The sequence below is a fragment of the Streptomyces sp. TP-A0356 genome (genome assembly GCF_001417775.1).
Classification (GTDB): Bacteria; Actinomycetota; Actinomycetes; order Streptomycetales; family Streptomycetaceae; genus Streptomyces.
In genome coordinates, this window is the sequence record NZ_BBZJ01000020.1 from 155643 (window position 1) to 170492 (window position 14850).

Here is a 14850-nt window from a genome sequence, read left to right on the forward strand (position 1 = left end):
TCATGACATGCATGCCTGGCCCGCTTCCGAGGTCCCCGCCCTGCCTGGTCAGGGCCGCGACCTGAGGATCCACGACACCGCGACCGGCGGCCTGGTCACCCTCGCCCCCGGTCCCGTCGCCCGCATCTACGTCTGCGGCATCACCCCGTACGACGCGACCCACATGGGTCATGCGGCGACCTACAACGCGTTCGACCTCGTTCAGCGCGTGTGGCTCGACACCAAGCGGCAGGTGCACTACGTCCAGAACGTCACCGACGTCGACGACCCTCTCCTGGAGCGCGCGCAGCGCGACGACATCGACTGGGTGGCCCTCGCCGAGCGGGAGACCGCCCTCTTCCGCGAGGACATGACCGCGCTGCGGATGCTGCCCCCGCAGCACTACATAGGCGCCGTGGAGGCCATACCCGGTATCGTCCCGCTGGTCGAACGGCTGCGGGACGCGGGCGCCGCGTACGAACTCGACGGTGACGTCTACTTCTCCGTGGAGTCAGACCCGCATTTCGGCCAGGTCTCGCATCTGGACGCCGCCGCGATGCGCCTGCTGTCCGCCGAGCGCGGTGGCGACCCGGACCGCCCGGGCAAGAAGAACCCGGTCGACCCCATGCTCTGGATGGCCGCCCGCCCGGGCGAGCCCAGCTGGGACGGGGGTTCCCTGGGCCGTGGCCGGCCCGGCTGGCACATCGAGTGCGTGGCCATCGCCCTCGATCACCTGGGCATGGGCTTCGACGTGCAGGGCGGCGGCTCCGATCTCGCCTTCCCGCACCACGAGATGGGTGCCTCGCACGCGCAGGTGCTGACCGGCGAATACCCGATGGCCAAGGCGTACGTCCACGCCGGCATGGTCGCCCTGGACGGCGAGAAGATGTCCAAGTCCAAGGGCAACCTCGTCTTCGTGTCCCGGCTCCGGCGCGACGGCGTCGACCCGGCCGCCATCCGGCTCGCGCTGCTCGCGCACCACTACCGGTCCGACTGGGAGTGGACCGACCAGGTCCTCCGGGACGCCGTGGCCCGGCTCGACCGCTGGCGCTCCGCCGTCTCCCGGCCCGACGGCCCGCCCGCTGAGGCGGTCGTCGAGGAGATCCGCGACGCCCTCGCGAACGATCTGGACGCACCGGCCGCGCTCGCCGCGGTCGACCGCTGGGCCGCGCTCCAGCAGGAGAGCGGCGGTACGGACACGGGCGCACCCGGTGTCGTGTCGCGTGCCGTGGACGCGCTGCTCGGCGTGGCCCTCTGAGCACCGCTGAGCGGCGCCGGGCAGACCGTACCGGCCCCGGCGCCGCTCAGCGCCCTTCCCTCAGGTGGCGGTGTTCTTCCGCAGGGGCACCGGCAGTTGGCCGCTCCGCCGGTCAACTGCCCCTGCCCGTACGGCACACACCGTGCGGCGACGGGAGCCCGGTGCCGGACGACGCGTCAACCGGAAGGACCGAGGGCGGTGCGCCCCTGCGCACCGCCCTCGTCACTCCTCCGAGGAGTCCTCGTCCTCGCCGCCCGGCTTCGGCGGCTTCGGCGGCCGGGTCCGACCGCTCGGGTTGTCCCGCCGGTAGGAGCCGCCGTCGCCACCGTCCGCCGTGGCGTGCCCGCCCGGCGGGCCGACGTCCCGCCGGCGCAGATAGCGCTCGAACTCGCGGGCGATCGCCTCGCCCGACGCCTCCGGCAGTTCGGCGGTGTCCCGGGCCTCCTCCAGCGTCTGCACGTACTCGGCGACCTCGCTGTCCTCGGCGGCCAGCTGGTCCACGCCCAACTGCCAGGCGCGCGCGTCCTCCGGCAGTTCGCCCAGCGGGATGCGCAGGTCGAGCAGGTCCTCCAGGCGGTTCAGCAGGGCCAGCGTGGCCTTCGGGTTGGGCGGCTGCGACACGTAGTGCGGGACCGCCGCCCACAGCGAGACGGCCGGAACGCCCGCGTGCGTGCACGCCTCCTGCAGGACGCCCACGATGCCCGTGGGGCCTTCGTACTTGGTCTCCTCCAGGTCCATCCGGCGGGCCAGGTCCGGGTCGGACGTGGTCCCGCTGATCGGGACCGGACGCGTGTGCGGGGTGTCGCCGAGCAGGGCGCCCAGGATCACCACGAGCTCCACCCCGAGCTCGTGGGCGAAGCCCAGCAGCTCGTTGCAGAACGAACGCCAGCGCATCGACGGTTCGATGCCGCGGACCAGTACCAGGTCGCGGGGCTTCTCGCCGCCGACGCGGACCACCGAGAGCCGGGTCGTGGGCCAGGTGATCTTGCGGACCCCGGCCTCCATGAACACAGTGGGGCGGTTCACCTGGAAGTCGTAGTAGTCCTCGGCGTCCAGGGCCGCGAACACCTCGCCCTTCCACTCCCTGTCCAGATGCGCGACCGCGGTGGAGGCGGCGTCGCCGGCATCGTTCCAGCCCTCGAACGCGGCCACCATGACCGGGTCGATCAGCTCGGGAACCCCCTCGAGCTCGATCACCCAGCGCCTCCTTCCGACGTGCCCTCGCGTACGTCCCAACCTTACGGCGTGCGACGGGGGCGCCCGCAGCCCCCTTGCACGGGGCAGTGAACGGATGACTGCCCCGTCCGGGGCCCTCGAACACCCATGATCGCCGACCTGGGCCACCCCACCCCTCAGGTGGTCCACACCTCCGATGGATCAGAGGGTCGAGCGCAGCCACTGCTCCACCGACGCGATGTGCACGGTGGCCCACGAACGGGCCGCCTCCGCGTCGCGGTCGCGCAGCGCGCCGAGGATCGCCCGGTGCTCGCGCAGGGTGCGGCCGACCGCGTCCTGTTGGGTCAGGCCGCGCCAGATCCGGGCCCGGGTGGTGGGTCCGGACAGCCCGTCGAGCAGGGAGCACAGCACCGAGTTGCCGGAACTCTGCACGATGCCACGGTGGAACTCCAGATCGCAGGCGACCAGCTCCTCCACCGACGGTTCAGGACCCAGCCCGTCCAACTGGGCCGTCAGCCCGTCCAGTTGCCGGTCGCTGATCCGGGAGGCCGCCATGCCCGTCGCGGCCGGCTCCAGGATGCGCCGCACGGCGAGGAACTCCAGCACGGTGTCGTCGCGGTGGAAGTCCACGACGAAACTCAGCGCCTCCAGCAGGAGCTGGGGGTCGAGGCTGGTGACATACGTCCCGTCGCCCTGCCGAACGTCCAGGATGCGGATCAGCGACAGGGCACGCACCGCCTCGCGCAGGGAGTTGCGGGACAGCCCGAGCTCGGCGGCGAGTTCGCTCTCCCTGGGCAGTCGATCGCCGGGACGCAGCGCGCCGGAGACGATCATTCCCTTGATCTTCTCGATCGCCTCGTCGGTGACTGCCATGGCGGCCCTCCTGCTGCTCAGACATCCGATGTCTCAGCCCATTATGGGGTTCAGTGGGCTGAACGGGTGCGGGAATCCCGATGTCAGCCCGGGAAACCGTCCCCGAACGCGCTCGTGGGCCCGCCCGTGTCATGGGCTCGGGCCAGGGCCTCCGACTCCGCCACCGCCGCCGCCTGGTCGAGCGTCGTCAACACCCGCTCCCGCATCAGGATCCGGCCGTCGACGAGCGTGTCCGGCACCTTCCCCCGGGTACGCCGCGTACGCGAGCGTGGACCACACGTCGTGCCCTCCGCGTCGATGTCCTCGTCCGCCGTGTACCGGGGCCGCGGCGCCGCCGCCGGGCCCTCCGCCGGGTTCCCCCCCCCGTCGCGGACGGCGACGGCCCCGTCCGATACGACGGTTCCGGCGTCGTCGACCGTCAGGACGTCACCGCCGTGAACCAGCAGATCGATGCGCTGCCTCACGCGGCGTGCTCCTCCGCCAGCAGCCGCAGCGCCTCCAGGGAGACCACCGCACCGCGCCGCACGCCCCGGGCGACGACGTCCCGGTGCGGGTCGTACCCGCCCGTGGCCTGCTCGTCGACGAGTTCGTCGGCGTTGGCGCCGTCCACGACGAGCACACCCCCGGCGACCAGGCCGCGCAGCGAGGCGGTCACCAGCAGCGCGGACAGCTCCATCTCGATCGCCGCGAGACCCGCCCCGTCGTACGCGTTCAGCGGGATCAGTCCGGGCTGGAAGGCCGCCCGGGTCCACACGATCCCCCGGTGGTGCGCCGCGCCCGCCTCGCGGGCCGCGCGCTGGAGGGCGAAGACCGCCTCGGGCGCGGCCACGGCGGGGTACTCGGGCGGCAGCAACTGCTGGGTGACACCGTCGTCGCGCACGGCCGCCTCGGCGATCACCAGGTCGCCGTCGCCGATCTCCGGCTTCATCGCGCCCGCCGTGCCGAAGCGCAGAAGCGTGCGGACCCCCGCGTCCGCCAGTTCCTGGAAGAGCAGGATCGCGCCCGGCGCGCCCACCCCGTGCGAGGCCACCGTCACCGGCAGGCCCTCCCAGCTGCCGCTGAACACCCGGTACTCCCGGTGGTGGGAGACCTCCGCGGCACCCTGGAGCAGCGCGGCGACGGCCGCCGCGCGCGCCGGGTCACCGACCACGACGGCGCGCGGGGGCAGTCCCGTGCGGGGGATGCGGGTGACGGGCGACAGGTCCTGCGTCATGAGGCGGACTCCAGTGGGTCGGATACGGCGACGGGGGCGAACCGCCGTCAGGCAGAACCGTACGCAGCTCGAAGTCCCCTGCCTCCGCGCCCTTCCCGATGACCAACTCGACCCGGCCCCGCGAGATCTGGTCCGGCGTCGCGTACACGAAAGGGGCGGCTTCCCGCGGAAGCCGCCCCTTCGACCCGGTGGGTGCTACTTCTTGTCGAGCAGGTCCTGCACCTTGCCGCGCACCTCGTCCGTGGCGAGCCCGCGGATCGTCAGGGTGGTACGGCGGCGCAGCACGTCGTCCGCCGTCTCGGCCCACTCGTGGTCCCGGGCGTAGACGACCTGCGCCCAGATCTCCGGGGCGTCCGGGTGGACGCGCTCGCCCAGCTGCGGGTCCTCGTTGGCCAGCCGTGCGATGTCGAAGGCCAGCGAGCCGTAGTGGGTCGCCAGGTGCTTGGCGGTGTCGGGCGCCATGCGCGGGCCGGGCGCCGGGCCGTCCACGACCAGGCGGTGGGCGATCGCGCGCGGGTTGGCGATGCCCGGCAGCGGCAGCCTCTTCGGCAGCGAGGCGATCGGCTCGAAGTCGTCGCCGAGCGGGCGGCCCGGCAGCGACTCCAGCTTCTGCATGACCGTACGGCCGATGTGCCGGAAGGTGGTCCACTTGCCGCCCGCGACGGACAGCATGCCGCCCCTGCCCTCGGTGACGACGGTCTCCCGCTTGGCCTTGGCGGTGTCGCCGGGGCCGCCCGGCAGCACCCGCAGACCGGCGAAGGCGTAGGTGATCAGTTCCCGCCGCAGCTGCTGGTCGCGGACCGAGAACGCGGCCTCGTCGAGGATCTGGGCGGTGTCCTTCTCGTTGACCGCGACCTCGGCCGGGTCGCCCTCGTACTCCTCGTCGGTGGTGCCGAGCAGAAGCATGTCCTCCCAGGGGAGGGCGAAGGTGATGCGGTACTTGTCGATCGGCGTCGCCAGCGCCGCCCGCCAGGGGGAGGTGCGCTTGAGCACCAGGTGCACACCCTTGGACAGGCGTATGGAGGGCGCCGCGTTCGGGTCCTCCAGCCGGCGCAGGTGGTCCACCCACGGCCCGGTCGCGTTCAGCACCAGCCGCGCGTCGACGCCGAACTCGTCACCGGAGAGCCGGTCCTTCAGCTCGGCACCGGTGACCCGGCCCCGGGTGAAGCGCAGACCGGTGACCTCGGCGTGGTTCAGGACGGCCGCGCCCGCCTCGACGGCCGCGCGGACCGTCATCAGCGCCATGCGCGCGTCGTTCATCTGGTCGTCGCCGTACACGGCCACGGCCTTGAGGTTCTCGGTGCGCAGCTCCGGCACGTCCTGCTGGGCCTTGGCCGGCGACAGCAGATGGCCCACGCCGTCACCGAACGCCGACAGCGCGGAGTAGGCGAAGACGCCCGCCCCGAGCTTCGCCGCGCCGTGCGGCCCGCCCTTGTACACGGGGAGGTAGAAGGTGAGCGGGTTCGCCAGATGGGGGGCCACCTGGCGGGAGACCGCACGGCGCTCGAAGTGGTTCTCCGCCACCAGCTTCACCGCGCCGGTCTGCAGGTAGCGCAGACCGCCGTGGAGCAGCTTCGAGGAGGCGGAGGAGGTGGCGCCGGCGAAGTCGCCGGCGTCCACCAGGGCCACCCGCAGGCCCGACTGCGCGGCGTGCCAGGCCGTGGAGATGCCCAGGATCCCGCCGCCGATCACCAGGAGGTCGTATGTCGCCTTGGACAGCTGCTCCCGGGTCTCGGCGCGGCTCGGGTTGGAGCCGTGGGCCGGGTGAGTCCCCAGAGCCGGGACACTCTGCAGGGTGGTCATTGCGAATTACTCCTCGTCTTCGATCCAGCCCATGGTCCGCTCGACGGCCTTGAGCCAGCTCTTGTACTCACGGTCGCGGGTCTCCGCGTCCATGTGGGGCGTCCACTCGGCGGCCCGGCGCCAGTTGGCACGCAGGTCGTCGGTGCTGGTCCAGAAGCCGACGGCGAGACCGGCGGCGTAGGCGGCGCCGAGGCAGGTGGTCTCGGCGACCATCGGGCGCACCACCGGCGCGTCCAGGACGTCCGAGAGCGTCTGCATCAGCAGGTTGTTGGAGGTCATGCCGCCGTCGACCTTGAGTGTCGACAGCTCGACGCCCGAGTCCTTGGTCATGGCGTCGGCGACATCGCGGGTCTGCCAGGCGGTGGCCTCCAGGACGGCGCGCGCGAGGTGCGCCTTGGTGACGTACCGGGTCAGACCGGCGAGCACACCGCGGGCGTCGGAGCGCCAGTACGGGGCGAACAGACCGGAGAAGGCCGGCACGAAGTAGGCACCGCCGTTGTCCTCGACCGTGAGCGCCAGGGTCTCGATCTCGGCGGCGGTCTTGATCAGGCCCATCTGGTCGCGCATCCACTGCACCAGGGAGCCGGTGACCGCGATGGAACCCTCCAGGGCGTAGACCGGCTTCTGGTCGCCGATCTGGTAGCCGACCGTGGTCAGCAGGCCCGAGTAGGAGTTGATGATCTTCTCACCGGTGTTCATCACCATGAAGGTGCCGGTGCCGTAGGTGGACTTGGTCTCGCCCTCGGAGAAGCAGGTCTGGCCGAACAGGGCCGCCTGCTGGTCGCCGAGCGCGGACGCCACCGGGATGCCGCCGAGCAGGTCGCCGAGGCGTCCGCCGGTGATCTCGCCGTACACCTCGGCGGAGGAGCGGATCTCCGGCAGCACCGCCTTCGGCACGCCGATGGACTCGCAGATCTTGTCGTCCCACTGCATCGTGTGCAGGTTCATCAGCAGGGTGCGGGAGGCGTTGGTGACATCGGTGACGTGGTGGCCGCCGTTGACACCGCCGGTCAGGTTCCAGATGACCCAGGTGTCCATGGTGCCGAAGAGGATGTCGCCCGCCTCGGCGCGCTCGCGCAGGCCCTCGATGTTGTCGAGCAGCCAGCGGGCCTTGGGACCGGCGAAGTAGGAGGCCAGCGGCAGACCGGTCTCGCGGCGGAAGCGGTCCTGGCCCACGTTGCGGCCGAGTTCCTTGCAGAGCGCGTCGGTACGCGTGTCCTGCCAGACGATGGCGTTGTGGACGGGCTCACCGGTGTTCTTGTCCCACAGCACGGTGGTCTCGCGCTGGTTGGTGATGCCGATGGCCTTGATGTCGTCCCGGGTGATGCCGGCCTTCTCGATGGCGCCGGAGACGACCTCCTGGACGTTGGTCCAGATCTCGGTGGCGTTGTGCTCGACCCAGCCCGGCCTGGGGAAGATCTGCTCGTGCTCCTTCTGGTCGACGGAGACGATGCGGCCGTCCCGGTCGAAGACGATGCAGCGCGAGGAGGTCGTGCCCTGGTCGATCGCTGCGATGAAGGGGCCGGCGGTGTGTGCGTCGGTCACGGTGTGCTCCTGAAGTTCCGTGGATAAGAGGGGCGGTCTTTACGGCGCGGTGCTGACAGGCGGTGCCTGGGGAAGCTCAGTGTCCTCAAGCAAAGGCGACGTTGTAGATGCCTGCGGCGATCGCCGCGCCGATCAGCGGACCGGCGACGGGGATCCAGGCGTAGCCCCAGTCGGAACCGCCCTTGTTGGGCAGCGGGAGGAGGGCGTGCACGATGCGCGGACCGAGGTCACGGGCCGGGTTGATCGCATAGCCGGTCGGGCCGCCCAGCGAGAGACCGATGGAGACGACCACGAGTGAGGTGATCAGGGCGCCCAGGGTGCCGAGGCCGTTGCCCTTGTCGTTGAGACCCTGTGTGAGGACCGCCAGCACCAGCACGATGGTGCCGACGATCTCCGTGGCGAGGTTCTGCACCGCGTTCCGGATCTCGGGACCGGTGGAGAAGATGCCGAGCACCGGCCCGGCCTGCGCCTCCTGGGCCTCCACGGCCTTGGTGTCCTGCGCCCCGGGGCCCCCGACGATCTCTCTGTCGGTGAGGTGGGCGTGGAACTGGCCGTAGTAGGCGACCCAGACCAGAGCCGCACCGATCATGGCGCCGAGCAACTGTCCGGCCCAGTAGACCGGGACGTTGCTCCACTCGCCGCTCTTGATGGCGAGTGCGAGTGTCACGGCCGGGTTGAGGTGGGCACCGGAGAGCGGTGCCGAGGTGTAAACCGCCGTCAGGACGGCGAAACCCCACCCGAAGGTGATGGCGAGCCAGCCGGCGTTACGGGCCTTCGAGGCCTTCAGCGTCACGGCGGCGCACACGCCGCCGCCCAGCAGGATGAGTATGGCGGTACCGATGGTCTCGCCGATGAAGATGTCGGAGCTGGACACCCGCGACTCCTTTGTCCTTCGTCCAGGGGAAGGCGAACCCCGGGTCCCTCCGGTGGTTCGTGCCCTCGGGGGTGAGAGCGATTGCCGGCCCTTGGCGTTGTCACACTCTAGCGCGTATTGCCGGTAGTTGTTCGACAATGCCGACCGATGGACGGGAGTCTCGCTTCCGGTTCGGCGCGTCGTCAAGAGTTCGGTTATCGAATGCAGGATCGTTATTGATCGCTCTGGGTTATCGATCTTGTGGCGCGTGCGTCGCGCGTGCTCCCCGCGCCCGAGCAGGCACGTTTCGTGTTCGGGTGCTGATGCGGAGGCGGTGTGCCCCCCGGCGTCGTCACGGGGCGTCACCCCGGTCGCGGGCACACGAAGGGGCCGGCACGTCGCCGTACCGGCCGATGGCCGTCGGGGGCGGTGTCGAACAGCGCGGTGGGCCGCCCGATCCCTCCGGGTGTACGAGGCTCAGAACCGCCCGGCGCCCAGGTCCCGCGACACCGCGCGGGCGCAGTCGCGGACCGCCGCGATCAGTTCGGGACGCAGCTCCCCGTCCTGGCACACACGCTCCACCGCGCCGGTGATGCCCACGGCGCCCACGGGCATCCGCCGCCGGTCGTGGATGGGCGCGGCGACCGAGGCGACGCCGGTCCACGTCTCCTCGACGTCGGCCGCGTACCCGCGCGCGCGGGTGAGATCGAGGAGGTGCTCGAAGTCCTCCGCCTCGCAGACGGTCCGGTCGGTGAACGGCTTGCGGTCGGCCTCCAGCACCTCGCTGTGCGCCACCGGGTCGTACGCCGACAGCACCTTGCCGAGGGCCGTGGAGTGCAGCGGCTGCATGGCCCCGATCTCCAGGACCTGCCGGCTGTCGTCGGGCCGGAAGACGTGGTGCACGATCAGCACGCCCTGCTGGTGCAGCACCCCCAGATAGACGCTCTCCCCGCTGGAGCGGGCCAGGTCGTCCGTCCATACCAGGGCGCGCGCCCGCAGCTCGTGCACATCGAGGTAGGTCGTCCCCAGGCGCAGCAGCTCGGCCCCGAGCTGATAGCGGCCCGAGGCCGCCTCCTGCTCCACGAACCCCTCCTGCTGGAGAGTGCGGAGTATGCCGTGGGCCGTGCCCTTCGCAAGGCCCAGTGACGAGGCGATGTCCGACAGGCCGAGCCGCCGCTCGCCGCCCGCGAGCAGCCGCAGCATCGCGGCCGCCCGTTCGAGCGACTGGATGTTCCGTGCCATCGCCGTCCTGCCTCCGTCCTTCGACCGTCCACCGACGCTGTCTACCGCCGTTCGGCAATGCCGAACACTACCGGTCGTCGCCGACCTCCCGCTAATGGGCGGTCGCCATCCGTTCCACCGGAATCGCCGCGCCGGTCATATGAGGCACGCCCGTCCGTCCCGTGGACGCCCCTGACCGCACGGCGCGCTCCGGGCTACCCTGGCCGCGTGCGCCTTCCATGGGAAGCGCAAAGCCGACAGCCGTCGCACTCCAGGGAGCATCTTCCATGGCCTCGTTGCCGAACCCGTCCCTTTCGTCCGCCGCCACCGACAGCAGGACCCGAACCGAAGCACTCCGGGAAGCCCTCGCCACCCGTGTCGTGGTGGCCGACGGCGCCATGGGCACGATGCTCCAGGCCCAGGACCCGACGCTGGACGACTTCGAGGGCCTCGAGGGCTGCAACGAGATCCTGAACGTCACCCGGCCCGACATCGTCCGCTCCGTCCACGAGGCGTACTTCTCCGTGGGTGTCGACTGCGTGGAGACGAACACCTTCGGGGCCAACCACGCGGCCATGGCCGAGTACGAGATCGCCGACCGCGTCCACGAGCTGTCCGAGGCCGGTGCCCGGATCGCCCGCGAGGTGGCGGACGCGTTCGTCGCCGACGACGGCCGGCAGCGCTGGGTCCTCGGCTCGATCGGCCCCGGCACCAAGCTGCCCACCCTCGGCCACGTCGGCTACACCACCATCCGCGACGGCTTCCAGGCCAACGCGGAGGGCCTGCTGGCCGGCGGCGCGGACGCGCTGATCGTCGAGACCACCCAGGACCTGCTGCAGACGAAGGCCTCCATCCTGGGTGCCCGGCGCGCCATGGAGGCCACCGGCATCGAGGTGCCCCTGCTGTGCTCGATGGCGTTCGAGACCACCGGCACCATGCTGCTCGGCTCCGAGATCGGCGCCGCGCTCACCGCCCTGGAGCCGCTCGGCATCGACATGATCGGCCTGAACTGCTCGACCGGCCCCGCCGAGATGAGCGAGCACCTGCGCTACCTCACGCGCCACTCCCGTATCCCGCTGCTGTGCATGCCGAACGCCGGCCTGCCCGTCCTCACCAAGGACGGCGCGCACTTCCCCCTGGGCCCCGAGGGCCTGGCCGACGCCCAGGAGAACTTCGTCCGCGACTACGGGCTCTCCCTCGTCGGCGGCTGCTGCGGCACCACGCCCGAGCATCTGCGCCAGGTCGTCGAGCGCGTCCGCGACCTGACCCCGGTCGAGCGTCGCCCGCAGCCGGAGCCCGGCGCCGCCTCCCTCTACCAGACCGTGCCCTTCCGCCAGGACACCTCGTACCTGGCGATCGGCGAGCGCACCAACGCCAACGGCTCGAAGAAGTTCCGCGAGGCCATGCTGGACGGCCGCTGGGACGACTGCGTGGAGATGGCCCGCGAGCAGATCCGCGAGGGCGCCCACATGCTCGACCTGTGCGTCGACTACGTGGGCCGCGACGGCGTCGCCGACATGGAGAAGCTGGCCGGCCGCTTCGCCACCGCCTCCACGCTCCCGATCGTCCTCGACTCCACCGAAGTCGACGTCATTCAGGCCGGGTTGGAGAAGCTCGGCGGACGCGCCGTCATCAACTCCGTCAACTACGAGGACGGCGACGGGCCCGAGTCCCGCTTCACGAAGGTGACCCGGCTCGCCAGGGAGCACGGCGCCGCGCTGATCGCGCTGACCATCGACGAGGAGGGCCAGGCCCGTACCCCCGAGAAGAAGGTGGAGATCGCCGAGCGGCTCATCGCCGACCTGACCGGCAACTGGGGCATCCACGAGGAGGACATCCTCATCGACACCCTGACCTTCACCATCTGCACCGGTCAGGAGGAGTCCCGCAAGGACGGCATCGCCACCATCGAGGCGATCCGCGAGCTGAAGAGGCGTCACCCCGACGTGCAGACCACGCTGGGTCTGTCGAACATCTCCTTCGGCCTCAACCCGGCCGCCCGCATCCTGCTCAACTCCGTCTTCCTGGACGAATGCGTCAAGGCCGGGCTCGACTCGGCGATCGTCCACGCCTCCAAGATCCTGCCGATCGCGCGCTTCGACGAGGAGCAGGTCACCACGGCCCTCGATCTGATCTACGACCGCCGCACCGAGGACTACGACCCGCTGCAGAAGCTCATGGCGCTGTTCGAGGGCGCCACCGCCAAGTCCCTGAAGGCCGGCAAGGCCGAGGAACTGGTCGCGCTGCCGCTGGAGGAGCGCCTCAAGCGGCGCATCATCGACGGCGAGAAGAACGGCCTGGAGGCCGACCTCGACGAGGCCCTGCTGACGCGCCAGGCCCTCGACATCGTCAACGACACCCTGCTGGACGGCATGAAGGTCGTCGGCGAGCTGTTCGGCTCCGGCCAGATGCAGCTGCCGTTCGTGCTCCAGTCCGCAGAGGTCATGAAGACCGCGGTCGCCTACCTCGAACCACACATGGAGAAGACCGACGAGGCCGGCAAGGGCACCATCGTCCTGGCCACCGTGCGCGGCGACGTGCACGACATCGGCAAGAACCTCGTCGACATCATCCTGTCCAACAACGGCTACAACGTCGTCAACCTCGGCATCAAGCAGCCGGTCTCCGCGATCCTCGACGCCGCCGACGAGCACCGGGCCGACGTCATCGGCATGTCCGGGCTCCTGGTCAAGTCCACGGTGATCATGAAGGAGAACCTGGAGGAGCTCAACCAGCGGGGCCTGGCCGCCACCTACCCGGTCATCCTCGGCGGCGCGGCCCTGACCCGGGCCTACGTCGAACAGGACCTGCACGAGCTGTACGAGGGCGAGGTCCGCTACGCCCGGGACGCCTTCGAGGGCCTGCGTCTCATGGACGCGCTCATCGGGGTCAAGCGGGGCGTGCCCGGGGCCAAGCTGCCCGAGCTGAGGCAGCGCCGGGTGCGGGCCGCCGCCGTCGAGATCGAGGAGCGGCCCGAGGAGGGCCACGTCCGCTCGGACGTCGTCACCGACAACCCGGTACCCACGCCGCCCTTCTGGGGCACCCGCGTGGTCAAGGGCATCCCGCTCAAGGAGTACGCCTCCTGGCTGGACGAGGGCGCGCTGTTCAAGGGCCAGTGGGGCCTCAAGCAGGCGCGCACGGGCGAGGGGCCGACATACGAGGAACTGGTCGAGACCGAGGGCCGGCCCCGGCTGCGCGGCCTGCTCGACCGGCTCCAGACCGAGAACCTCCTCGAAGCGGCCGTCGTCTACGGCTACTTCCCGTGCGTGTCCAAGGACGACGACCTGATCGTCCTGGACGAAGAGGGCAACGAGCGCACCCGGTTCACCTTCCCGCGCCAGCGCCGCGGCCGCCGGCTGTGTCTGGCCGACTTCTTCCGCCCGGAGGAGTCCGGCGAGAAGGACGTCGTCGGCCTCCAGGTCGTCACCGTCGGATCCCGGATCGGCGCGGAGACGGCCCGGCTGTTCGAGTCGAACTCCTACCGCGACTACCTCGAACTGCACGGCCTGTCCGTGCAGCTGGCGGAGGCGCTCGCCGAGTACTGGCACGCGCGCGTGCGCTCCGAGCTGGGCTTCGCCGGCGAGGACCCGGCCGACATCGAGGACATGTTCGCCCTCAAGTACCGCGGCGCCCGCTTCTCGCTCGGCTACGGCGCCTGCCCCGACCTGGAGGACCGCGCGAAGATCGCCCGGCTGCTCGAACCGGAGCGGATCGGCGTCCAGCTCTCCGAGGAGTTCCAGCTCCACCCCGAGCAGTCCACGGACGCCATCGTGATCCACCACCCGGAGGCCAAGTACTTCAACGCCCGGTAGCGCACGCTCACGGGCCGTGGACGGGGCGCGGAGCGCAGGGGCGGGGCGTACGGGCCGCCACCCGGTCCACTTCGACGTACGGGGCCTCGTGGGTCCGTGTCAGAGCCGCGCCCCGTACGCCCGCGGGCCGGTGCTTCCGTACCGAGAGGCACTTCGCCCACCGGCGACGTACACTGGTCGGTCCACCGCAGGCCGGTTCCCTCCGTGGGAGCCGGCCTGGTCGTCCCCTCAAGGAGGTACGCCGGATGACCACCACGGTCCCCGCGCTCGGAACCCGTACGGCCGAAGGCTCAGCCCTGCAGGCCGTGCTCCTGGACATGGACGGCACCCTGGTGGACACCGAGGGGTTCTGGTGGGACGTCGAGGTCGAGGTCTTCGCCGCCCTCGGCCATGCGCTCGACGACTCATGGCGCCATGTCGTGGTCGGCGGCCCCATGACGCGCAGTGCCGGCTTCCTGATCGAGGCCACCGGCGCCGACATCACCCTCGACGAGCTCACCGTGCTGCTCAACGACGGGTTCGAGGACCGTATCGACCGCAGACTGCCCCTGATGCCGGGCGCCGCCCGGCTCTTGGCCGAACTGGCGGCGCACGAGATCCCCACCGCCCTGGTGTCCGCGTCGCACCGGCGCATCATCGACCGCATCCTGGCCTCGATCGGGCCCCAGTACTTCTCCCTGACCGTCGCGGGCGACGAGGTGGAGCGCACCAAGCCGTTCCCGGACCCGTACCTGCTGGCGGCCAAGGGCCTCGACGCGGAACCCACCCGGTGCGCGGTCGTCGAGGACACGGCGACCGGTGTCGCGGCCGCCGAGGCCGCGGGCTGCCGAGTGGTCGCCGTCCCGTCCGTCGCCCCGATCGCACCCGCCGCCGGCCGCACCGTCGTGACGTCACTGGAAGAGGTCGACCTGCCATTTCTCCAGGGTTTGATGACGGAAATGCGATAGCCGTTCACCCAGCGTGCGCCTTGAATGGATGGATTACCGGAGGCTGTCCGGACGAATGAATTAATACCGGGCCGCCCGACCGAATTACGTTGCCCCCGTCCAAGTTGACCGTGTGACGTTCGCCACATGCGCGGGGGTCGACAGAAGGTATGGCGTGTGCTGTTCCACCC

11 protein-coding genes are annotated in these 14850 nt (G+C 70.9%); 3 read left to right on the forward strand and 8 right to left on the reverse strand.

The window, feature by feature from the left end; all coding sequences use genetic code 11:
• Nucleotides 1-7: 7 nt before the first annotated feature.
• Nucleotides 8-1237, forward strand: coding sequence for a cysteine--1-D-myo-inosityl 2-amino-2-deoxy-alpha-D-glucopyranoside ligase (gene mshC / locus ASC56_RS19305; protein ID WP_055492713.1), 1230 nt, complete (start codon nt 8-10; stop codon nt 1235-1237).
• Between the two features lie 222 nt (nt 1238-1459).
• Here the strand turns inward: mshC and ASC56_RS19310 are convergent, their stop codons facing one another.
• From ASC56_RS19310 to ASC56_RS19345, 8 genes are all read right to left on the reverse strand, one after another.
• Nucleotides 1460-2434, reverse strand: a complete 975-nt coding sequence (locus ASC56_RS19310; protein ID WP_055492714.1) for a PAC2 family protein — start codon at nt 2432-2434, stop codon at nt 1460-1462.
• A 180-nt stretch (nt 2435-2614) separates the two neighbouring features.
• The gene (locus ASC56_RS19315) at nt 2615-3286 is read right to left on the reverse strand and encodes a FadR/GntR family transcriptional regulator (RefSeq protein WP_055492715.1); all 672 of its coding nucleotides are present in this window, start codon (nt 3284-3286) and stop codon (nt 2615-2617) included.
• An 83-nt stretch (nt 3287-3369) separates the two neighbouring features.
• Nucleotides 3370-3750, reverse strand: a complete 381-nt coding sequence (locus ASC56_RS42815; RefSeq protein WP_055492716.1) for a hypothetical protein — start codon at nt 3748-3750, stop codon at nt 3370-3372.
• Nucleotides 3747-4499: a purine-nucleoside phosphorylase gene (locus ASC56_RS19325; protein ID WP_055492717.1), complete on the reverse strand. Its 753-nt coding sequence runs from the start codon at nt 4497-4499 to the stop codon at nt 3747-3749. Before ASC56_RS19325 ends, ASC56_RS42815 begins: the two co-directional genes overlap by 4 nt.
• A 195-nt stretch (nt 4500-4694) precedes the next feature.
• The gene (locus ASC56_RS19330) at nt 4695-6302 is read right to left on the reverse strand and encodes a glycerol-3-phosphate dehydrogenase/oxidase (RefSeq protein ID WP_055492718.1); all 1608 of its coding nucleotides are present in this window, start codon (nt 6300-6302) and stop codon (nt 4695-4697) included.
• A 6-nt stretch (nt 6303-6308) separates the two neighbouring features.
• Entirely contained in the window at nt 6309-7847 is a 1539-nt protein-coding gene (glpK, locus tag ASC56_RS19335; RefSeq protein WP_055492719.1) for a glycerol kinase GlpK, read from the reverse strand.
• Nucleotides 7848-7932: 85 nt separating this feature from the next.
• Complete coding sequence (locus ASC56_RS19340) at nt 7933-8721, reverse strand: MIP/aquaporin family protein (RefSeq protein ID WP_055492720.1); 789 nt, start codon at nt 8719-8721, stop codon at nt 7933-7935.
• A 456-nt stretch (nt 8722-9177) separates the two neighbouring features.
• Nucleotides 9178-9942: an IclR family transcriptional regulator gene (locus ASC56_RS19345; RefSeq protein WP_055492721.1), complete on the reverse strand. Its 765-nt coding sequence runs from the start codon at nt 9940-9942 to the stop codon at nt 9178-9180.
• Nucleotides 9943-10208: 266 nt separating this feature from the next.
• Between ASC56_RS19345 and metH the strand changes: the two genes are divergently transcribed.
• Entirely contained in the window at nt 10209-13733 is a 3525-nt protein-coding gene (gene metH, locus ASC56_RS19350) for a methionine synthase (protein ID WP_055492722.1), read from the forward strand.
• A 245-nt stretch (nt 13734-13978) separates the two neighbouring features.
• Nucleotides 13979-14680 (forward strand): HAD family phosphatase, encoded by a 702-nt coding sequence (locus ASC56_RS19355; protein WP_055492723.1) that lies wholly within the window; start codon nt 13979-13981, stop codon nt 14678-14680.
• The last annotated feature ends 170 nt before the right edge of the window (nt 14681-14850 follow it).

What these genes read in the sequence shown, in the direction of transcription:
- mshC (WP_055492713.1), top strand. Translation starts at nt 8, where the DNA reads ATGCATGCCTGGCCCGCTTCCGAGGTCCCCGCCCTGCCTGGTCAGGGC.
- ASC56_RS19315 (WP_055492715.1), bottom strand. Translation starts at nt 3,286, where the DNA reads ATGGCAGTCACCGACGAGGCGATCGAGAAGATCAAGGGAATGATCGTC.
- ASC56_RS19325 (WP_055492717.1), bottom strand. Translation starts at nt 4,499, where the DNA reads ATGACGCAGGACCTGTCGCCCGTCACCCGCATCCCCCGCACGGGACTG.
- ASC56_RS19330 (WP_055492718.1), bottom strand. Translation starts at nt 6,302, where the DNA reads ATGACCACCCTGCAGAGTGTCCCGGCTCTGGGGACTCACCCGGCCCAC.
- ASC56_RS19345 (WP_055492721.1), bottom strand. Translation starts at nt 9,942, where the DNA reads ATGGCACGGAACATCCAGTCGCTCGAACGGGCGGCCGCGATGCTGCGG.
- metH (WP_055492722.1), top strand. Translation starts at nt 10,209, where the DNA reads ATGGCCTCGTTGCCGAACCCGTCCCTTTCGTCCGCCGCCACCGACAGC.
- ASC56_RS19355 (WP_055492723.1), top strand. Translation starts at nt 13,979, where the DNA reads ATGACCACCACGGTCCCCGCGCTCGGAACCCGTACGGCCGAAGGCTCA.